Source organism: Pseudoalteromonas luteoviolacea (assembly GCF_000814765.1).
Lineage (GTDB): Bacteria > Pseudomonadota > Gammaproteobacteria > Enterobacterales > Alteromonadaceae > Pseudoalteromonas > Pseudoalteromonas luteoviolacea_H.
On the sequence record NZ_JWIC01000004.1, the window covers coordinates 451,329 to 471,913 of the forward strand.

The 20,585-nt window shown below is 43.2% G+C and carries 15 protein-coding genes and 16 tRNA genes; 20 read left to right on the forward strand and 11 right to left on the reverse strand.

Going from position 1 to position 20,585, the window contains the following annotated elements:
- Window positions 1-187 precede the first annotated feature (187 nt).
- Entirely contained in the window at window positions 188-1,816 is a 1,629-nt protein-coding gene (locus JF50_RS05115; RefSeq protein ID WP_039608405.1) for an FAD-binding protein, read from the forward strand.
- 220 nt (window positions 1,817-2,036) lie between these two features.
- The gene (locus JF50_RS05120) at window positions 2,037-2,306 is read left to right on the forward strand and encodes a hypothetical protein (RefSeq protein WP_039608406.1); all 270 of its coding nucleotides are present in this window, start codon (window positions 2,037-2,039) and stop codon (window positions 2,304-2,306) included.
- Window positions 2,307-2,360: 54 nt separating this feature from the next.
- Here JF50_RS05120 and JF50_RS05125 read toward each other — a convergent pair whose 3' ends face one another.
- Together JF50_RS05125 and cysZ are read right to left on the reverse strand one after the other, a co-directional pair.
- Window positions 2,361-3,575: a glycerophosphodiester phosphodiesterase family protein gene (locus tag JF50_RS05125; protein ID WP_039608407.1), complete on the reverse strand. Its 1,215-nt coding sequence runs from the start codon at window positions 3,573-3,575 to the stop codon at window positions 2,361-2,363.
- A gap of 64 nt (window positions 3,576-3,639) precedes the next feature.
- Window positions 3,640-4,365, reverse strand: coding sequence for a sulfate transporter CysZ (gene cysZ, locus JF50_RS05130; RefSeq protein WP_039608408.1), 726 nt, complete (start codon window positions 4,363-4,365; stop codon window positions 3,640-3,642).
- A gap of 231 nt (window positions 4,366-4,596) precedes the next feature.
- Here cysZ and JF50_RS05135 point away from each other — a divergent pair, with 231 nt between their 5' ends.
- Complete coding sequence (locus JF50_RS05135; RefSeq protein ID WP_039608409.1) at window positions 4,597-4,869, forward strand: hypothetical protein; 273 nt, start codon at window positions 4,597-4,599, stop codon at window positions 4,867-4,869.
- 52 nt (window positions 4,870-4,921) lie between these two features.
- The gene (locus JF50_RS05140; protein WP_039608410.1) at window positions 4,922-5,509 is read left to right on the forward strand and encodes a hypothetical protein; all 588 of its coding nucleotides are present in this window, start codon (window positions 4,922-4,924) and stop codon (window positions 5,507-5,509) included.
- 73 nt (window positions 5,510-5,582) lie between these two features.
- On the opposite strand, the gene JF50_RS05145 is transcribed toward JF50_RS05140, so the two are convergent.
- Complete coding sequence (locus JF50_RS05145; RefSeq protein ID WP_039608411.1) at window positions 5,583-5,876, reverse strand: hypothetical protein; 294 nt, start codon at window positions 5,874-5,876, stop codon at window positions 5,583-5,585.
- A gap of 215 nt (window positions 5,877-6,091) precedes the next feature.
- On the opposite strand from JF50_RS05145, the gene JF50_RS05150 reads away from it, so the two are divergent.
- The 6 genes from JF50_RS05150 (at window position 6,092) to msrB (ending at window position 14,369) form a co-directional block, all read left to right on the forward strand.
- Window positions 6,092-6,823 (forward strand): TrmH family RNA methyltransferase, encoded by a 732-nt coding sequence (locus tag JF50_RS05150; RefSeq protein WP_039608412.1) that lies wholly within the window; start codon window positions 6,092-6,094, stop codon window positions 6,821-6,823.
- 43 nt (window positions 6,824-6,866) lie between these two features.
- Window positions 6,867-10,256 carry a chromosome segregation SMC family protein gene (locus JF50_RS05155; RefSeq protein WP_039608413.1) on the forward strand — a complete coding sequence of 1,130 codons (3,390 nt, stop codon included), beginning with the start codon at window positions 6,867-6,869 and terminating at the stop codon, window positions 10,254-10,256.
- 18 nt (window positions 10,257-10,274) lie between these two features.
- Window positions 10,275-10,988 carry a cell division protein ZipA gene (gene zipA, locus JF50_RS05160; protein WP_039608414.1) on the forward strand — a complete coding sequence of 238 codons (714 nt, stop codon included), beginning with the start codon at window positions 10,275-10,277 and terminating at the stop codon, window positions 10,986-10,988.
- A gap of 95 nt (window positions 10,989-11,083) precedes the next feature.
- The gene (gene ligA / locus JF50_RS05165) at window positions 11,084-13,105 is read left to right on the forward strand and encodes an NAD-dependent DNA ligase LigA (RefSeq protein ID WP_039608415.1); all 2,022 of its coding nucleotides are present in this window, start codon (window positions 11,084-11,086) and stop codon (window positions 13,103-13,105) included.
- A 73-nt stretch (window positions 13,106-13,178) separates the two neighbouring features.
- On the forward strand, window positions 13,179-13,652 hold the full coding sequence (locus tag JF50_RS05170; protein ID WP_039608831.1) for a DUF2919 domain-containing protein: 474 nt from the start codon (window positions 13,179-13,181) through the stop codon (window positions 13,650-13,652).
- Between the two features lie 264 nt (window positions 13,653-13,916).
- Complete coding sequence (gene msrB / locus JF50_RS05175; protein WP_039608416.1) at window positions 13,917-14,369, forward strand: peptide-methionine (R)-S-oxide reductase MsrB; 453 nt, start codon at window positions 13,917-13,919, stop codon at window positions 14,367-14,369.
- 42 nt (window positions 14,370-14,411) lie between these two features.
- Here the strand turns inward: msrB and JF50_RS05180 are convergent, their stop codons facing one another.
- From JF50_RS05180 to JF50_RS05215, 8 genes are all read right to left on the reverse strand, one after another.
- Complete coding sequence (locus tag JF50_RS05180) at window positions 14,412-16,040, reverse strand: response regulator (RefSeq protein ID WP_039608417.1); 1,629 nt, start codon at window positions 16,038-16,040, stop codon at window positions 14,412-14,414.
- A gap of 130 nt (window positions 16,041-16,170) precedes the next feature.
- Window positions 16,171-16,246 (reverse strand) — tRNA-Val (locus JF50_RS05185).
- A gap of 15 nt (window positions 16,247-16,261) precedes the next feature.
- A tRNA-Val gene (locus JF50_RS05190) sits at window positions 16,262-16,337 on the reverse strand.
- Window positions 16,338-16,353: 16 nt separating this feature from the next.
- Window positions 16,354-16,429: transfer RNA gene (locus JF50_RS05195), tRNA-Val, on the reverse strand.
- Between the two features lie 46 nt (window positions 16,430-16,475).
- Window positions 16,476-16,551, reverse strand: a tRNA-Val gene (locus JF50_RS05200).
- Between the two features lie 15 nt (window positions 16,552-16,566).
- Window positions 16,567-16,642, reverse strand: a tRNA-Val gene (locus tag JF50_RS05205).
- A gap of 16 nt (window positions 16,643-16,658) precedes the next feature.
- A tRNA-Val gene (locus JF50_RS05210) sits at window positions 16,659-16,734 on the reverse strand.
- Between the two features lie 18 nt (window positions 16,735-16,752).
- Window positions 16,753-16,828: transfer RNA gene (locus tag JF50_RS05215), tRNA-Val, on the reverse strand.
- 562 nt (window positions 16,829-17,390) lie between these two features.
- Between JF50_RS05215 and JF50_RS05220 the strand changes: the two genes are divergently transcribed.
- From JF50_RS05220 to JF50_RS05265, 10 genes are all read left to right on the forward strand, one after another.
- A tRNA-Ala gene (locus JF50_RS05220) sits at window positions 17,391-17,466 on the forward strand.
- Window positions 17,467-17,538: 72 nt separating this feature from the next.
- A tRNA-Glu gene (locus tag JF50_RS05225) sits at window positions 17,539-17,614 on the forward strand.
- A gap of 70 nt (window positions 17,615-17,684) precedes the next feature.
- Window positions 17,685-17,760, forward strand: a tRNA-Glu gene (locus tag JF50_RS05230).
- A 70-nt stretch (window positions 17,761-17,830) separates the two neighbouring features.
- Window positions 17,831-17,906, forward strand: a tRNA-Glu gene (locus JF50_RS05235).
- A 71-nt stretch (window positions 17,907-17,977) separates the two neighbouring features.
- Window positions 17,978-18,053: transfer RNA gene (locus JF50_RS05240), tRNA-Glu, on the forward strand.
- A gap of 71 nt (window positions 18,054-18,124) precedes the next feature.
- A tRNA-Glu gene (locus JF50_RS05245) sits at window positions 18,125-18,200 on the forward strand.
- A gap of 70 nt (window positions 18,201-18,270) precedes the next feature.
- Window positions 18,271-18,346: transfer RNA gene (locus JF50_RS05250), tRNA-Glu, on the forward strand.
- Window positions 18,347-18,416: 70 nt separating this feature from the next.
- Window positions 18,417-18,492, forward strand: a tRNA-Glu gene (locus JF50_RS05255).
- A 71-nt stretch (window positions 18,493-18,563) separates the two neighbouring features.
- Window positions 18,564-18,639, forward strand: a tRNA-Glu gene (locus JF50_RS05260).
- Window positions 18,640-18,915: 276 nt separating this feature from the next.
- Window positions 18,916-20,496 carry a PAS domain-containing methyl-accepting chemotaxis protein gene (locus tag JF50_RS05265; RefSeq protein WP_039608418.1) on the forward strand — a complete coding sequence of 527 codons (1,581 nt, stop codon included), beginning with the start codon at window positions 18,916-18,918 and terminating at the stop codon, window positions 20,494-20,496.
- The last annotated feature ends 89 nt before the right edge of the window (window positions 20,497-20,585 follow it).

Consider the following 20,585-nt stretch of genomic DNA (forward strand, 5'->3'; position numbering starts at 1 on the left):
AAGGTTTCTACAATGCTTGTTTTTAGTTCCTATTAGTACCTTTTGAATCTACGCCTTTAGTCTAATTTATATACAGTTCTTGTTTTGTTTATTGCTACATTGGAAACGTCGCATGCTGTAGCGTGTCGGGTTTGGATAGTGGCAGGACGTTGTGTGACCAATAACAATAACATGTAAGGACAGTACGATGGATAATAAAGAACAAGAGTTAGTGTTACAGGCAACAGAGCAAACATCTCGCCGTAGTTTTTTGAAAAAGTCACTGGCAGTCGGTGGGGTGGTTGGGGCTGCACCCTTGGCGTTGCAATCAACGCCTGCAGAGGCCCGTGGAGAGTATGGGCAATATCACAAAGTATTTGGCAATGATCCGCGGTATATCTCTATGTTACTGGGGTCTAATATGCGCTTTTTAAGTCAGCCAACTTACATCGGTGCCTGTAGCTCTGCCCATGAAGTGTATATGGCTGCCCGTGATGCGATCACACAGGGCAAACGCATCACCGTGCGCTCAGGCGGGCATTGCTATGAAGGGTTTGTTGATAATGACAATGGGGTGGTTATCGACATCAGTAATATGGACCGTATTTACAAAGAGGGTGACTACTACGTAGTGGAAGCGGGGGCGAATTTAGGACATACCTATAAAACGCTATTTAAAGAGTTTGGCAAAATAATCCCAGCAGGGTCTTGTTTTGGCGTCGGGATTGGTGGTCATGTCTGTGGCGGTGGGTTTGGTGTACATTCACGTCAATATGGCTTGTCGAGCGATTATTTGGCTGGTGTAGAGCTGGTGGCATTTAATGAGTGGGGTGGTCAGGCTACTTACCCACGTAAATACTTTAAAGGTCAATCTGCACAGGCAGATGACATTGTCTGGGCGCACCAAGGCGGTGGTGGCGGTAACTTTGGTATCGTAACCAAATACTTTTTCAAAGACTTACCTGACGTACCTGCCTTTATTCATACACAAGAGGTGTCGCTGCCGTGGGCAAGCTTAGACTATCCGCAATTTGCTGCCTTGATTAAAAATTACGGCGAGTTTTGGACCAAAAATAACGGCCCAGAAAGTCGTTTTAATGCGCTGCATACATCCATGTCTATGCCAAAATCGGTTGGTGGTGGGGGCAGTATTCGCTTACAGTTATTCTGTGCAGGTAACCCTGGTTTAATTGATGAGTTTTTAGATGCTATTTTTTCTGCGGCGCAATTAGCGCAAGCCAAAGTGGGTTTACGTACTTCTGATCACATGGGGATACAGAGCCAAGAAGATGCACCGCCAAGGCCCACGCCGCCGGGCAGTTATTTTAGTTTGCCTTGGTGGTATGGTACCCAGTATGCGGCGGGGCCTTTGATAGGTGCCCGAGGTAAAAACAAGTCTGCCTATATGAATAAGCCCTTTCCAGAAGCGCAAATTCGGACGTTGTGGGATGAGCTCAGACATGGTGACTATTTAAATCCAAGCGGTACGTTGCAGTTGTCATCGTATGGCGGACAAATTAACGCGCTGTCACCTGAAGATACAGCGGTGTCACATCGCAGCTCTGTGATGAAGCTGCAATATCAAACCTATTGGTTTGACCCAAGCCAAGATCCATATCACTTAGGATGGATGAGCAGCTTTTATCATAAGATGTATGGTGAAAAAGGTCCGGTGCCTGATGGTGTTATGGATGGCTGTTATGTCAACTATGCAGATATGGATATTGTGAATTGGCAATATCTGTATTACAAAGGCAATTATCCTAGATTACAAAAAGTAAAACGTTTATTAGACCCTACCAACCGTTTAAATCACGGCCAGTCAATCGAAGTATAAATTCACTTTACTTGTCATAGATAAGGCAAATTAAGCTTGCTTATTTGCCTTATATTTTTGTTATCAAACCCTAATTAATGGGTTTTTATTAGAATATGAGCGTGCTAAAAAATGTGCACTTATATTATTTAGGCTAATTTTTTATTTTTATTTTATTGTATAAGTTGCTGAACTTTAATTGGTTTGTAGTATTTGAGGCGATTTTAATTAGGAGTAAAAAATGTTAAATCTTAAAAAACGTAAATTAAAAGCGCTTTCTCAAGATGCTGCCGTTATCCCATCAAAGATGACTAACCATATCGGTGGTGCAGATGGTGCATATGTCAATGTGGGTGGCGACCATATCGGCACAGTGACGCCACATGGCACGATTATTCAGACAGGTCCAACTGATCCAGATGGTCCTTACACTGGCACAATTACAAACCCAGGTACCATCACTGGACCAATCACAGGCCCTGGCACGATCGGTACAAGCAAGTACTTCTAAGCGTGTTGTAACAAGTGCGATGTGCAAAGTAGATTGCACATCGCACAGAAAGGGTTAATACAGGTTCATGCAATTTGCATAAAATGTGGTGGTCGCAGGCCAGTCGCTAAACACGCCCTTAACGCCAACGTGTTTTGCCAGTACATCCAATACGGTATAGACGTCGCCTTCATTTTTGATTGCGTCATTGATCCCTTGGTAATACCATCCCCCGTTTTGGGAAATTAAGCCTGAACGTTCAAGTGTCCAAGTAATAATATCTAAATTTGCGGTTCTGGCTGCTTTTGCATAGGGGGAGGGAACAAGTTTACCTGTTTCGTCTAATGTTAATAACACCCACAGTGGCGGCGCGATAATATTTACTCCACTGGCTTTGATTTCACCCATGCTCGGTTGCCAACTCAAAGGGTTATTAGGGTCAAAATTCTCATCACTGTAGCGTCCATCCAAATACACCGCCTGTCTACCAAAGCGTGTTTGATGTCGCCAATATTGTACATCTTCAATATTGAATGATTGAGGGAATACTTTACGAGGAGAGACGCCTGCCAAGCGATACTCTTTAATCATTTTCTGTGCATAATCCTCTTGAGTCATCCCGTCAAATGGCAGATCGACCGCTGGGGCTTTTAATTCAGGTGTCATTTTGACACGCAAAGACTTAAACAACTCAATACTTTGCGCGTGTGTCATTAAAGTCCCTGAAGCAGAATATAAGTCAGTTCGCCAATTGGCAGTTCCTTTAACGTACTCTTGAGGTGATTGCGCGTTTGGATTGGCACCATCCATTTTACCTTTAAGTTGCATAAATTCATTGAGCGTTAGATCTGACGTACAGCATTTCGCGCTGGCAGGCGTGCCCGTTTCTGTATTTGCAGGTGTAAAAGGTTGGCTACATTTCGCGGCAAGCTCGGGGCGTAGCAAAATGTCGGTACTGGTGTGTAAGTCACACTGTGCGTGGCGACAAACGAGTTCTTTATCTTTGGTAAATGTGACATCACATTCAAGGATACCCGCCCCCATGCGCGCAGCTGCCAGATATGACTCTTTGGTATGTTCAGGAAATTGTGTTGGCGCACCACGGTGGCCAATAGAAAAATCACTTTTAAATACGGGCCTATTCATACATCGTGATAGTTTTGTTTTTAAAGCGCTAGGGGCCATTTGTTCGACCAAATAAAAAGGTCGAGGCCCTAGCTGAGCAGTGGCGTGTGAATAGGCACTGCATAGCAGTGCCCCGGTAAGTACGATAGTAGTTAAAAATTGCATAACGTCCCAGTAAGGTTGTTTTTTTAACTATTATCGGTATGAATTATGACGTTTGTATGAGCCGTTAGCGGTAGTTACCGCGATAATTTTCTACCCAGAGCTTGGTTGCGCCACACACTGCTGCAGGCATCACTATGAGGTTAACAAACGGGATGGCTGTAAGCACAAAAACAGCAAAACCAAATCCATATGAAAGCCCTTGCTGGCCTTTAAGATCTTGCTTCATTTGTGTGAAGCTAATCTTGTGGTTATCAAATGGGTAATCATTATATTGCACGTTGTACATCCAGCAGGTAAATAGGATCCACAGAATTTGCCCTATGACGGGTAACATCCACAACATTAAAAAGAAAATAATGGCGCGAGGCAGGTAGTAACAGAGTTTAGTCCACTCCCGACCCAGCATACGCGGCACATCTTTAACGATATCAGCAAAACCATCGTCATTGATCGGCTGGCCTGTTAGATGTAATTCTACTTTTTCAGACAATAATCCGTTGAAAGGTGCAGCGATAAAATTAGTAATCACCGTAAATACCATGCTGTAGCTGAATAAAATAATTAAAATGGCCAGTGGCCAAAGTAACCATTCGAGCCAACTTAGCCAGCTTGGCAAGGCGCTGTTTAAGTACTCAAATCCTTGTGTTAACCAGTCAAACAAGAAAAAAAGCGAGCCGCCAAATAAAACGATGTTGATCAAAAGCGGAATAAAGACGAATCGTTTTAATCCTTTTTGGCCAAGCATTGAGAAGCCTGCGATAAAGTACTCCATCCCTTTGGTAATTTGCATAAGTAAACTCTAAATTGGGAACAGTTGACACTTATTATAATCGTTATTGTCATTTTAGTGAGTGATTTTTTCGTCTCATTGAATTACGTCAAAGGCTTGATTTTCTTAGGCTCATGAACTTATGTCACACTCTCTTACAATTATCTTAGGTACATATTCACCGCCTCCCCCTTGTAAACGGTTAGGTGAGTCCATACACTAATTATTAGATTCTTGTGGAGAAAAAATAGCATGCGCGTCTTTCATCTATTGTTTGCAGTCAGCTTAGCGACGTTACTTTGTGTAACGGCGGCGGGTGCGCATGCAGCAGAAGAAAGACAACAGGTTGTAGAGCTCATTGCCGATTTAGACATTCAGTTTTTAGATGTCGATATTGATGAAGCTTTGCCGTTTGTTGCATCAAAAAGTACTCAGTTTGATGCGCAACAGATCCTGCTTGTTTTTTCTGCCACCTTTAACTCTCAACCGCAAAGTACTCGAATTCGCGCGCCCCCAGCTTATTAATCCCCTTTTAAAACAACATTATTAATTCTAATTAATCGTCGTGAGGTGGATCATGAGCTTTTATCATGCACTAAAAACAGCAGCCGTTGACGAGGGCGCTGTCATTAACAATACATTTAATGTCGTCACTACCAGTACTCAAACATTTGAACAGCTTCCAGCAGAGCAGTTTCTTCGACCATTGCCAGCAATACATATTGATGTTGATGCGTGTTTGGACGATGCGACTCTGGTATTAAATAAAACGCATCAGTCGGTGGCTTTAGTTATGAGTTCAGCGAATGAGCCTGTGGGGTTAATCGCATTGGCTCAACTGGGTAGCCGTAACGTGCTAGAAAAGGCGCAAACCATGGGCTTGAGTCGCAGTGAGCTGGTGGTCTCTGACTTGATGGTACCGATGACTTCGCTTAGACAAATATCGACTGCACAGGTGGTTAACGCGCATGTAGGTGATATCAAGGCGACGATTGAAGCGGATGGTCTATCTTATTTGTTTGTGCAAAATAGCCAGAAAAAAGCAGTGGGCTATTTTGATATTATCGATCTGGTTAAGAGCAGTAATGGCGTGATTTCAACCTTGAAGCCGAGTCATGATTTTAAAGATGTGATTGCGCAAATTCTGCACAATAAAGAAATGTAACAGTTCCCCCAAAGTTAATGTAAATTAAAGCCAAGGCATCTTAATGATGCCTTTTTTAATGCCTTTTTGCAGTCTAAGGAAGTTTGACATTATGGCGCTTGGCATACCAATAAAATAATGGTAACTCGATGATGGTAAAGCTCACCAAGGTAAACCATGCCCAGTTAACTTCAAAAAAGAACAGAGTAAATTCGACACCTGTCGCAAAATAAACTGATCCTGCAATACCTAAAGAGACCATTGAAGCAATAAAATCCTGAGCAGAGATCTTTTTAAAGTCATTTCCTGCATATGTTGGGTATATCGCAAAATAAGCAATAAAGAGGATGACAACATTTAAAAGAATTACATGAAGCTCTGCGGACATAACGGCGTCTCAACTAGGGGTTGGTGAGAGTGATATCAATCGGTATCACATGAATATTGTGCCGCTATTGTAATCACTCTTTTAACTGAGTGCAAAGTAAGCTGCGTGTGATTATTCTGCTCATTTGTAGTGCATCCTACCTCGTCTTGGGCAATTACACTGCCTTTTATTCTATATTGTGTATATACTTCGCTCCTTAACCAAATGAGGTGTGTATGCTGTCTAAAAATCAACAAAAACTTGTTCGCGCTCTGGCACAAAAAAAATACCGTAAACAACATGGTCTATATCTTGTTCAAGGTGAAAAAAATGTCTTGGAATTATTGCAAGCAGGTGTTGAAGTACAGCAGGTATTTGCCACGCCACAGTTTATCAGCACGCATCAAACAGCCTTAAAGCAGTGCTCAGTAATCGAATGTGATGAGCAATCACTCAGTAAGGTGAGCACCTTAGTGAGTAATAATGCCGCGCTTGCCATAGTGCCTATCCCTGAAACAAAAGACATTGATAACAGCGGTCTTGTGTTAGCGCTTGATGGAGTATCTGATCCGGGTAATCTAGGGACGATCATTCGTTTAGCGGATTGGTATGGGCTTAAGCAAGTGGTGGTCAGTGAAGATTGTGCAGATCACTTAAATCCAAAAGTGATCAGTGCCACAATGGGCTCTTTTGTTCGAGTGAATGTGGTTAGGACCGATTTGAACCAGTTTTTAAGTCAGTATGACGGGCCGATTTATGGTGCTTACCTAGATGGACAAAGTGTGCATAAAACACCTTTCTCAACTCAAGGTGTGTTGGTGATGGGCAGCGAATCACACGGGATCCGTGAGCAAGCAGGGCAGTACGTTAACCAACCTATTACGATCCCCGCATATGGACAAGCTGAGTCACTGAATGTAGCGATGGCCACGGGTATCATACTTGATAACTTTCGCCGCTCAATCTAATGTACGACTGTTACTGTAGTCATAAAAATAAACAACTCTGTCTATGCGTTTAAGTCACATTAAGCTCGCCGGGTTTAAATCCTTTGTAGAGCCAACTAAGATCCCATTTCCTGATCAAATGACCTGTGTGGTTGGGCCAAATGGCTGTGGCAAATCTAATGTTATTGATGCGGTACGCTGGGTATTAGGTGAAAGTTCGGCTAAGAACTTACGCGGTGATGCGATGACAGATGTTATCTTTAATGGCTCGACAAACCGTAAAGCCATTTCACAAGCTTCTGTCGAGCTGATGTTTGATAATACCCGAGGGACATTACCAGGTTCGCTGGCAGACAGAAATCAAATCGCTATCAAACGTTTAGTGACCCGAGATGGTCAATCTTTGTATTTCTTAAACGGTAGCAAGTGCCGTCGTCGTGATATTACGGATATTTTCCTCGGCACAGGCTTAGGACCTCGTAGCTACTCGATTATAGAACAAGGCATGATCTCGCGGCTTATCGAAAGTAAGCCACATGAACTGAGGGTCTTTTTAGAAGAGGCGGCCGGAGTTTCCAAGTACAAAGAGCGTAGACGAGAAACGCAAACGCGAATAAAGAGCACGCGAGATAATCTTGAGCGTTTATTGGATATGCGTAAAGAGCTGCAATCGCAGCTTGATAGATTGGCCCAGCAAGCGGAAGCCGCAAGAAAGTATAAAGAATTAAAATCCAAAGAACGAACCTTAAAAGGTCAATTGGCAGTGTTAAAGTGGCAGGACTTTAACGATAAGCTGCAACAAAAAGTGCAGCAAATTGCTAAATTAGATGAAAAACTACAGTTTTTAGAACAAGCCCATGGTGGGCAAAATGATGTGGTAGCGAGTTTTGAGCAGCAAGTGACGCATTTAACTGATGCACTTGGTGTATTGCAGCAAGCGTTACATAAAACACATACAGAGCTGACCCGAGCTGAACAGCAAAAAATTCACCTTACAGAAAAACGGGTTGAATTGGGCGAAGCAAAAGTAAAATTACAATCGGAGCAGGCAAAGGCGCAGGCTCTGTTGAGTGAGCAACAATCCAGTTGTGCTTTACAGCAGCAAAAATGCGAAGATGCGGCCGAACGCTTAGCCCTTGTAGAGGCAGAGCTGGAAGAGCGAATGGCGTTGTATGAGCAAAATCAGCAGTTGAATAATGACGTTGAAGACACGCTGAAAGTACTCATTGAGCAAGAAGCACAGATAAAAGAGCAACATGCAGGCAGTAATGTTGCTTTGCAACAGGCAAAGCAACAGCAACTTCATGTTGAAGAGCGTCATGCTAGCCTAGTGCTCGATAGTGAAACATTATCGTCGCAAAATAGTAGCGAGTTATTAGCGCAAGAAAGTACAAAGCAACAGTCACTACTTAAAGAAATGGCGAGCTTGCAAAGTCAAGCACAAAAACTGGCGGAACAACGCCAAAATAGCGATAAGCAAGTGCGGCAAAGTCAAAATAGTGTTCAAGCCACGCAGCAGCAGTTAGTGCAAAGTACCGCTGAGCGCGACACGTTGATTTCATTGTTAGGTGAAATTGAGGCCGCTCAACAGCCTTCTTTTTTGGCTCAATTAAAGGTGAAAGATGGGTTTGCTGACATAGTTGAAAGCGCGCTACTGGGTCTCAATGGATTGCCTTTGAGTGAGACGCCCAAGAGTGCTGGAGTTTGGGCCCTTGCAAAGGCGCCTGATCCAGACAGTGTTGCTCAATTTATAGAGTCAGGCATTTACCCCAGTGTGATAAATCATATCAAATGGTTGGCTTCATCTAGGGCGTTTACTTCAGATGCACACTTTATCTTAGCCATTGATGATATGGGGTGCGTGTATGGCGATAATTTTAAAATGCCGCGCGCAGAGGGGAGCGCGAGTCAGCTGGCCAACTATCAAAAGCTGGATAACTTGAATGCCGACTTACCTAAACTGCAAGTGGCTTTTGATAACGCCGAAAAAGACAAAGCACGCTCTATTGCTAAACATACTGAGCTTGAAGCGGCTATTGAAAATAATAAGCAAGCCGTGCACCGCGTTGCGCAGCAAGTTGCCGCGAATAAAAGTCGTATAGAGGTATTAGAACTTCAGCAGCAAGGGTGGCAAGCGCAATCTGATAAGCTCGCTGACGAGTTGACAAACATCCGACAAGAAATCACATCCGCGCAAACGCTTGTCCAGCAGTGTGCGACAAGTCATCAGCAAGTGACTGAACAGATAGAGCGGTTACAAACAGAGTTAGCTGATAAAAAGCTACTCGTTGAGGCGAACAAACAGAAAATACAAGCGACACTCGTCGGTAAAACTCAAGCACAAGAGCAAGTGCATCTGGCAAAGTTAGCGTTACAGCAAGCGCAAAGTGATCAACAGATAAGTGCGACAAAGACTCAGCATTTAAAAGAGAGTATGCAGCAGTGTGTGGTTGCGTTAGAAGCCAATGCAGAGCAGTTGATGCAACTGGAGGCTCCGCTATTAGACACGCAAACACAGATAACGACATTATTGACCATGCACCAGACTCAGCAACAAAAGCTGACGGATATGGAGCAAGAGGTTGCAAAGGCAAAAACACAGCTATCTGAAAAGCAAAGCAGTGTGCAGGATGCGCAAGCAAATAGTTTGAAGCTCAAAGAGCAAAAACAGCAGCTACAATTACAAGAACAAAGCTTAGTTGTTAAAGCTCAAGCCGCGCTTGAGCCGCTGTTAGAGCTCAAACAAACGTTAAAAGGCGTGTTAGCTACATTGGATGAAAAGTTAAGCGTTGGCGTGTATCAGAGTCAACTAACAGCCACGGTTCAAAAGTTATCGATGTTGGGCGCGGTCAATTTGGCTGCCATTGAAGAGTTTGACGAAGCTCTGGCACGAAAAACGTATCTTGATGGACAGTTAGATGACTTAACGTCGGCATTGGAAACCCTTGAAAATGCCATAAGAAAGATCGATAGGGAGACTAAAACACGTTTTCGAGCGACCTTTGATCAGGTAAACCGTGATTTGGGAGAGTTGTTTCCGAAAGTGTTTGGAGGTGGCAATGCCTACTTAGAGCTTACCAGTGATGATTTGTTGGAAAGTGGTGTTACTATAATGGCAAGACCACCGGGTAAGAAAAACTCGACAATTCATCTGTTAAGTGGTGGAGAAAAAGCGCTGACCGCATTATCATTGGTATTTTCTATCTTCAGATTAAATCCAGCACCTTTTTGTATGTTGGATGAAGTAGATGCACCGCTAGATGATGCCAATGTTGGACGTTTTTGTCGTCTCGTAGAAGAAATGTCTCAGGCGGTACAGTTTATTTATATTAGCCACAATAAAGTGGCGATGGAAATGGCCGCAAGGCTGACGGGGGTGACTATGGCGGAACCTGGCGTTTCTCGTGTAGTTGCTGTAGATATAGAACAAGCAGTGCAGATGGCACATACATAACAAAAGTAAAGGTGAACAATGGCCACAGAATTAAGATGGGCATTAATCGTGATCAGTGCGTTGATCATAGGTGGACTACTGATACATGGGCTATGGTCTGTTAGAAAAAAAGAAGACAAAAATGATCGTAGACAAGACTTATCAACTGCGAACGAGGACACTAAGCCAAAAGAGCCTGAACTAAGTGATATGAGCTTTGCTGCCGTAGAGGAAGAAGCACACCCGAGTGCAGTTGACACAGAGCAAACGGACACCCAGTCACAGCCTGCAGAACAGCAAAGTACTGAGTCATCAAGCCACAGTGCGCAAGCTACACCAGAGCCGCAAGATTTTATTATTTTACACATCCAAATGCCTGAAGGGCTAACCATGGCTGGCTCTAAGTTACTGCCAAGTGTGTTAAGTCTTGGTTTTAAATACTCTGAAGAGGGCTTTTTTAATCGCCATTTAGAATCTTCTGGTAATGGCCCGGTACTGTTCAGACTAGTCAATATGTATAACCCTGGCACATTTGATATTGATAACATGGAGCAATTTAGCACAGCCGGTGTGAGCTTGTTTATGACGTTACCCTGTGAGGGTGACAGCATGGCAGCGTTTAACATGCTGCATGGTGCGGCGAAAAAGTTATCAGATGAGTTTGGCGCGCAAGTATTAGACAGCAATCGCGAACCGTTGACCGTTGATACCATTCGCACGTATGTCGAAAAAGTACGTGAATTTGCAGCTTAAGTTTTAGATGCAAGGTGACCCGAGTATCGGGTAACAAAAAGATAGAGTAAGCCACTGGTACGGACCGGTGGCTTTTGTTTTATTAAGAGGTTGAAATGTCGGAATCTATCAGCAATAGAATCAATGAATTAAAAGCACAACTGGAAGATCATAATTACAAATATTATGTATTGGATATGCCGACTGTGCCGGATGCCGAATATGATAGGTTAATGCGTGAACTCACTGATTTGGAAACTGCGAATCCAGCACTGTTAACAGCTGACTCTCCATCGCAGAAAGTGGGGGGAGTCGCACTGAGCAAATTTGATCAGGTGACGCACAAAGTACCGATGTTATCTTTAGATAATGCCTTTGATGAGGCGGAATTTAACGCATTTAATCGTCGTATTAAAGAACGCTTGTTGGCATCCAGTGAGCTGGCCTTTTGCTGTGAACCAAAGCTAGATGGTCTGGCTGTGTCTATTTTATATCGTGATGGCATACTGGTTCAAGCCGCCACCCGTGGTGATGGCCAAGTCGGCGAAAACATCACAGAAAATGTAAAAACCATTCGCAATATTCCACTGCGCTTACGAGGTGATAACATCCCAGCAGAGGTTGAAGTACGCGGAGAGGTCTTTATGGATAAAGCCGGTTTCGAAAGACTCAATGAAACTGCATTAGCCAAAGATGAAAAAACATTCGCCAACCCAAGAAATGCTGCAGCGGGCAGTTTGCGCCAATTAGATTCCAAGATCACCGCAAAGCGACCTTTGATGTTTTATGCCTACTCAATGGGCACAGTAGAAGGCGCTGAACTTGCTGAAACACATTATGGTCAGTTGGAGCAATTGAAGCAATGGGGCTTACCCATGTGTCCTGAAACGAGGCGTGTTGACGGAGTTTCTCAAGCATTGGCTTATTATCAAGATATCTTAACGCGTCGAGATGCATTGAGTTATGAAATTGATGGTGTGGTGATCAAAGTTGATGATAAGCAACAACAAGCGCAACTGGGTTTTGTTGCCCGCGCACCTCGTTGGGCAATTGCATTTAAGTTTCCTGCACAAGAAGAAATTACCCAATTACTCGATGTTGAATTCCAAGTTGGACGCACAGGGGCTGTGACTCCTGTTGCTAGACTTGAGCCTATTTTTGTGGGCGGTGTGACCGTATCGAATGCGACTTTGCATAACCAAGATGAAATTGATCGACTTGGGATCAAAGTGAAAGATCATGTCATTATTCGCCGTGCAGGGGATGTTATTCCTCAGATCACACAAGTTGTATTAGATAAGCGACCTGAAGAGGCTTACGACATTGAATTTCCAAAGACGTGTCCAGTCTGTGACTCTCATGTAGAACGCGTAGAGGGTGAGGCTGTAGCCCGTTGTACTGGTGGTTTAGTTTGCCAAGCGCAGAGAAAGGAAGCAATCAAGCACTTTTCATCGCGAAAAGCCTTAGATATCGATGGACTTGGCGATAAGATTGTTGAGCAGCTAGTGGACAGAGAGTTAATCAAAACGCCAGCAGAGTTATTTAAGTTGCGTCAAGGCCATTTTGAGTCGTTAGAGCGCATGGGGCCTAAGTCAGCTAAAAACTTAGTCAATGCACTAGAAGCGGGTAAACAGACTACATTGGCAAAGTTTTTATATGCGTTAGGTATTAGAGAAGTGGGCGAAGCAACAGCGCAAAATCTCGCTAATCATTATTTAACACTTGAAAATGTGATGAATGCCTCCATTGAAAGTTTACAAGAAGTGAGTGATGTTGGTGTTATTGTGGCACATAATATCCATGCGTTTTTTGGTGAACAGCATAATCAACAGGTCGTTGCTGAGCTTCAAGAAGTGGGGGTTCGCTGGTCTGATATTGAAGCACCTACTGAGCAATCACAGCCACTTGAAGGCCTAACTTATGTATTAACAGGGACTTTGAGCCAGTTAAATCGTAACGATGCAAAAGCGAGACTACAAGCATTAGGGGCGAAAGTTGCTGGCAGTGTGTCAAAAAACACGCATGCTTTGGTCGCGGGTGAAAAGGCCGGTTCTAAACTAACAAAAGCACAAGACTTGGGTGTTGAAATCATGGATGAGGCTGCTTTAATCGCCTTACTTGAACAGCATCAGGGTTAAATAATAATTATAAGGCTCCTTACAAAGAGGAGCCAATACGTCGTATTTGAGAGAGGGCAATGTGAGTAAGTTAATAGGGCGGTTTGGGCCTGAATATTGGGATAAATATGGGGTCTATCGTACGCCGCTTGGATTCAATTTAGCCTTACTCGTATTGCTTCGTCCCTTCCTTGTTTGGTTGATGTCAGCACTGACGTGGCGACCAGACCTCGATATTATGAGTGTGTTCTTTCCCTCTAAGAGCAATTTCTTGGTGGCCATAGGAATTGCGGCAATTGCATTGTTACCCGCTGTTGTATTCTCTATGCGACGGCCTGCGAGTTCACAAAAGTGGGGGCGTATATGGCGTCATATGCGCTGGCCAATGTTGTTGGCTGCCGTCTTAGATTTTGGCTGGTTAGTGATGCAAGCAGCCAGTAATCACTATCAATTTTCATTCTATCTTGCAGGTCAAATTGTCTTAGTGTCTTGGGTTATTTTATACCTGATCAACAGTCGTTACTTAACCTGTTTTTTTGGCGACTGGCCGGAACCAGATACAAAATAGCTTGACGAGAAAGCGCCCAGACGCCTAAATGATATTGGGGGGTTTTATCTATCTGTTGTGACCTAATTAAACGGTTAATTCGTATCAGGCCTTGAGCTTCAAAATTAAGTCCGTTACGAATTCATTTTATTTGCGTTAAGGCACTGATTGACCTAGATGTGTCATCAATGGGGTGTAAACTTCAGGTGTACTGCCGCGGTGATAGATGAGATAGTTATTATTATCTTCTAATAATAAAAATTAAACTAGTTTGGGAATATCAACATGTTACTTTGGAAAGATATACTTACGTGGGCGAACGAAGGTAATCCAGCTCCATCCAGAAAGGTCGAAAAAAGTCTTATGCAATGGCAGGCCTTGCTCGAACCATCGGTGTTTCATATAACTCGAAACAAGGGCACTGAGCGTCCATTTAGTTCTGAATCATGCAGTTTGTTTGAACCTGGACAATATGAATGTGCCTGTTGTGGTGAGCTGTTATTCGATGCGCAAGAGAAGTTTGAAAGTGGCTCTGGTTGGCCGTCATTTACTCAGCCTGCCAGTAAAAATGCCATCGCCTATCATGCGGACACTACCCATGGCATGACAAGAGTGGAAATTGTCTGCAATGTATGTGATGCACATTTAGGCCATGTTTTTCCTGATGGCCCTAAACCGAGTGGTTTGCGTTATTGTGTAAACGCACTGGCGATGGTCAAGCAAGAAACAGTTACTTAAGAAAGTAAATATGGCGCATATAATTGAGGCGGATACCCTAGTTTATTGCGCTAATCCCATTTCCCTCATTTGTGCCATAAGTTTGTCGAAGCGTACCTCTTGATCTGGGTCGAGTTCAGCGTTTTGTAAAACTTTGAGACATTTTTTGGCAAGGTTAGTATTAAACGTAATGCCTTTTTTCCCCGTTGCATCAGCAAGACATTGTAATAGATTTAAGGCGATACTGGCGTTTTTTGGCATCACTCTAAAAGCTTGAGAAAACGCCTCCAAGGCGACATCAAGTTGACCTTTATTAAACTGTTTCACTGCGTGGTTATTGAGCTCTTTGGGACCCATAGTAATGTCTTTTCGTTCGTCGTGCTGCTGTTGTAAATAATGCATCATAACGGGGTCTTCTTGACTTTGGTGGCGTTCACAGTGCTCAATTATTTGGCCAAATAGCGCTTGTGCTTTATGCTGAAAGCCTAATTCGTGAAATGCCTTAGCTTTATCTAGAGCAGCGTCGACAGAGCGGATCTGAGGCTCATCATCGAGCTGTTCCATCAACTGGCGTGCTTTTTTATGCTCGTCTTTGAGGTAATGTAAGCGGGCATGCAGCACGTCCATTTGAGTTTGATTGATAGCGTGAGGAAATTGTTTTTTTAAATCGTTTAAATATTGCTGTGTTTGACGCGTAATTTTATTGATTTGCTCATGCTGATCGGTTGCCAATGCGAAGTCTATACCGGCCCTTGCTGCATTTAAATACACCTCAGGGCTATCGTGAATCGAGTATCTAGCAAAACTGGCAATTTCTTTTTGCGCATTGTAGCTACATTCGTAATCATGATTAATCATCGCAACGGTACTTAAAGATTTTTGCCGAGAGAGGTTTCTTGGGGCAATTTGCGATGCTTCATGTAATGCTTTTTGCGCATGTTCAAATTGATTTAATTTAATTTCTAGCCGCCCGAGCAGATCCAATGCTGCAAGTCGAGTCTCACTTTTTTCTATTAACCCCTTTAATAGTTTTTGTGCCGTTAAGTCTTCATTGTTAGCAATGAGGGCTTCAACTAAGCCTAGTTTTGCCCAAGTAAATTTTTGCAAATCTAACGCTGATTTATAAAACTGTTTCGCTTCCTCAAACCGTTTTAGTTTAAGTAGCATTTCGCCTTTTAATTTAAGCAACATGACAGAGTAGCTTGTCTGCTGCCCATCTAGTTCAGCATTGATAAACTTGAGTGCTTTGGAGTAGTTTTGATCGTCGATTAAGGTATAGAGTTTCTTTAGACTTTGCTTTCTTTTGAGTACTCGTTCGATCCTTGATTGTAGATCTTTGATGGTAAATGGCTTAACCAAAAAGTCATCGGGTTGCAGCTCAACAACGCTATGAACCAGCTCGGGACTTGTCTCAGCTGACGTAAAAATAAAACCAGTGCTGCGTTTGATCAATCGTTTTTTTAGCAGTTCTTCATATAGTTGATAGCCGTTTTGTCTTTTACTTAAGTCAAAAGAGCAGATGATTAAATCAAACTTAGTGGTCTCACAGGTTTCTTTTGCAACGATTGCTGATTCTGCGACAAATATGTTGCGATAGGCTAAACGTTCTAACGATTGCTTCAAATAGCTGAGCGCGAGCGGTTGTTCTTCCACAATTAAAATTTTTGAATTAACAAATGGTTGAACGGCCATATCAGTATCAGGGTGTTACCAACAATAATTTTAGTCTAGTCGTTTCTTCAAACTTTTAAAACAGTCTGAGATAGAACTTAAAATACAATTCAAGAAGAAAAACGTGATTTAAAAGAAAGAGAAGTAAGAATGGTGGGTTGTACTGGACTTGAACCAGTGACCCTCGCCTTGTAAGGGCGATGCTCTCCCAACTGAGCTAACAACCCGGGATAAGTGTAATTTGGTGGGTGATACTGGACTTGAACCAGTGACCCTCGCCTTGTAAGGGCGATGCTCTCCCAACTGAGCTAATCACCCAAATTACAGTCTATATTGGTGGGTTGTACTGGACTTGAACCAGTGACCCTCGCCTTGTAAGGGCGATGCTCTCCCAACTGAGCTAACAACCCAATATAGATTATATGGATATTATCCAACCGCGATGCGGATTTTAAATGGTGGGTTGTACTGGACTTGAACCAGTGACCCTCGCCTTGTAAGGGCGATGCTCTCCCAACTGAGCTAACAACCCGGGGTAAGTGTAATTTGGTGGGTGATACTGGACTTGAACCAGTGACCCTCGCCTTGTAAGGGCGATGCTCTCCCAACTGAGCTAATCACCCAAATTACAGTCTATATTGGTGGGTTGTACTGGACTTGAACCAGTGACCCTCGCCTTGTAAGGGCGATGCTCTCCCAACTGAGCTAACAACCCAATATAGATTTTTAGATATGGTGGGTTGTACTGGACTTGAACCAGTGACCCTCGCCTTGTAAGGGCGATGCTCTCCCAACTGAGCTAACAACCCATATCTAAATTTTACAACAAACATTGTGTATAACACCGCGTTGCTGTGGGGCGCTATTATAGGGAGCCAAGCAAAGGAGTCAATACTTAAAAATGAAATTTTCGTTTGCTTGCTGTATTTATAGGCAAATTAATTCAATTCCAATAGTTCTTCATTATAAGGAGTTTAAATGACAGGAGTTGAAAACCTTCAACATTCTGATTTTTTATCATCGTGACAGGCTATTTCTCTTAGTTGTTGTACTCACAAATGCTGTTAAGGCATTGTAATCGTGATTGTTGCTTTTTAAACAATTTATTGAGCGTTAGGCGAGTGAAAAAGTTAAAACCTGTCACAGTCAATAATAAGAGTAGGGAAGGGAGGGGTAAATCAGTACAAAAATCAAACTAAAACAAAAGGTTTGTTTGAATTTAAAGTGGGTTTTGTTTATATTGTGTCCTCTTGGGCGCTTTTTAAGGCAATTAGAAAAAACTTAACTAAAAATTGTTGACTTTATTTTCCTGCCTGCATAGAATGCGCCCCGCACTCAGCGATGCACAGTGATAAATTTACTGTATGCAAAGGGGCTATAGCTCAGCTGGGAGAGCGCCTCGCTGGCAGCGAGGAGGTCGACGGTTCGATCCCGTCTAGCTCCACCAAGCACATCGTTGAATGAAAGTCCTAGTGACATTAATTAGTTTTAAACTTCGAATGTTTAAAATTAATATTGTGTCCCCTTCGTCTAGAGGCCTAGGACACCGCCCTTTCACGGCGGTAACAGGGGTTCGAATCCCCTAGGGGACGCCACTTACTTCAAGTAAGTACAAAAACTCATATGGTGAGAGTCAAAATAACCAGTCCTAGTGACACATACTGTGTCCCCTTCGTCTAGAGGCCTAGGACACCGCCCTTTCACGGCGGTAACAGGGGTTCGAATCCCCTAGGGGACGCCACTTACTTCAAGTAAGTACAAAAACTCATATGGTAAGAGTCTAAATAACCAGTCCTAGTGACACACACTGTGTCCCCTTCGTCTAGAGGCCTAGGACACCGCCCTTTCACGGCGGTAACAGGGGTTCGAATCCCCTAGGGGACGCCACTTACTTTAAGTAAGTAACAAAAACTCATATGGTAAGAGTCAAAATAACCAGTCCTAGTGACACACACTGTGTCCCCTTCGTCTAGAGGCCTAGGACACCGCCCTTTCACGGCGGTAACAGGGGTTCGAATCCCCTAGGGGACGCCACTTACTTTAAGTAAGTAACAAAAACTCATATGGTAAGAGTCTAAATAACCAGTCCTAGTGACACATATTGTGTCCCCTTCGTCTAGAGGCCTAGGACACCGCCCTTTCACGGCGGTAACAGGGGTTCGAATCCCCTAGGGGACGCCACTTACTTCAAGTAAGTACAAAAACTCATATGGTAAGAGTCTAAATAACCAGTCCTAGTGACACACACTGTGTCCCCTTCGTCTAGAGGCCTAGGACACCGCCCTTTCACGGCGGTAACAGGGGTTCGAATCCCCTAGGGGACGCCACTTACTTCAAGTAAGTACAAAAACTCATATGGTAAGAGTCTAAATAACCAGTCCTAGTGACACACACTGTGTCCCCTTCGTCTAGAGGCCTAGGACACCGCCCTTTCACGGCGGTAACAGGGGTTCGAATCCCCTAGGGGACGCCACTTACTTTAAGTAAGTAACAAAAACTCATATGGTAAGAGTCAAAATAACCAGTCCTAGTGACACACACTGTGTCCCCTTCGTCTAGAGGCCTAGGACACCGCCCTTTCACGGCGGTAACAGGGGTTCGAATCCCCTAGGGGACGCCACTTTATTTGTTATCTTTCAGCTGTTCTTGCTAATTTTATCCTCTTTGCTAACTTTAAATTTATTATTGCAGTGCGCAATTGACTCTCGTGCTTAATGACTTTGATTGGTATTGTGTAGTTCCTATCTTTTCATGTTCAATTAAGATTTGGTTGATGAATAAATTTAAATTTTCAATTATCTCCACAAGCTTGATTTAGAACAATTTTTAGTCATTTTTGTCATGCTCGCATTAGCGTAATCACTTACTATTGCTTTTTAATTTAGAGTGAGTTGCTATGACTAAAGGAAGATCAACGGTAACCAACCGCGAATACGACTATCCCAGTTCTTATAATTTGCTATCTACAACCAACACCAAAGGGCAGATTAAATATGCTAATCGTCAGTTTTGTGAAGTAGCAGGGTTTGAACTACATGAACTAGAAGGTAAGCCACACAATATTGTGCGCCACCCAAGTATGCCAAAACCCGCATTTCAAAATATGTGGAACTATATCGAGTCTGGTAAGCCTTGGATGGGAATGGTAAAAAACCGGTGTAAAAACGGTGACCATTACTGGGTTAATGCCTATGTCACGCCGATTACCAATAATAGCGGCCAAACGGTTGAATACCAATCGGTTAGAACAAAACCAGATCGTGCAGTGGTTAATCGGGCAGAAAAAATATATCAAAAACTTAATGATGGCACAGCGGTAGAGAGCTTTACGAGAGCTTCAATGTCCTTGTCAACGCAGATGATGTTGATTATTGGTGCATTTTATATACTAAGCATGATTTTTGCGTCTTTGCCGTCCCCTTGGTCTTATATTTTGGAAACCGTGTTAGTGGTGGTTGCTTTATTTTTGACTTATCAACGACTTTCACCGGTGCGGGAGTTAAGCCAAAAAGCACGAAAGGTCTACGACAATCCTCTGATGCAAAAGATTTATATTAATAAGGTCAATGACATTGCTGCGATTGAGTTGGCCTTACTCGCCAGAGAGTCAGAGCTACGCGCGGTACTTGGTAGAGTTAAAGATGCCAGTGATACAGTACGAGGTCATGCCAAAGAAACCGTTGATGAGTGCGATAAAAGTGCACAGTTGCTGAACAATCAACAAGCACAGACAGGATCGCTTGCTACCGCGATTAACCAAATGACGGCGACAATCCAAGAAATCGCTTCGAATACCAATAACGCAGCATCTCAGTCAGAAGCCGCACTTAAATCTGTGAAAGAGGGCAGTTTAGCGGTCAATGAAAATATGGAGAATAATTACACCTTGTCAGAAGAATTAACGCAGACTCAATCAGATATCGAAGATCTCAATGCACAAACGGTGAATATAGGTGGCGTTGTGGATGTGATCCGTGGCATATCTGAACAAACGAATTTACTGGCATTAAATGCGGCCATTGAAGCGGCGCGAGCAGGAGAACAGGGGAGAGGTTTTGCGGTTGTTGCCGATGAAGTAAGGGCTCTTGCTCAGCGGACTCAAGATTCAACTAAGGAAATTGACGATATTGTCGCTAACCTAAGGCAACGTGCCGAGCGTGCTGTACAGGCGATCCAAAACGGAGTGGAAAAGTCAGGGCAATGTGTTGAAAAAGCAGAAGGCACTAAAGCCTCTTTAGATAGCATCAACTCAATCGTGAATGATATTTCTAGTTTGAATTATCAAATTGCAACGTCAACGGAAGAGATGTCAGGGGTAAGTAACGAGCTCAATAATAATGCGGTGACCATATCTCAGCTTGCAACAGATTCGCTACAAAGCTCTGATAGGTCGCTAGAGACCATGTCAAATACTCAAAAAGCGTTGTCAGATCAAAAGTCTTTGGTAGATCAATTTATTGCTAAGTTCCAAAGTTAAGCGTGACTGACATGTCTTACCTTTCTTATGCATAGTGTGTTTATATAATCACTATGCGTATCTAGCCAGTTTATTCAATTTATTTACCA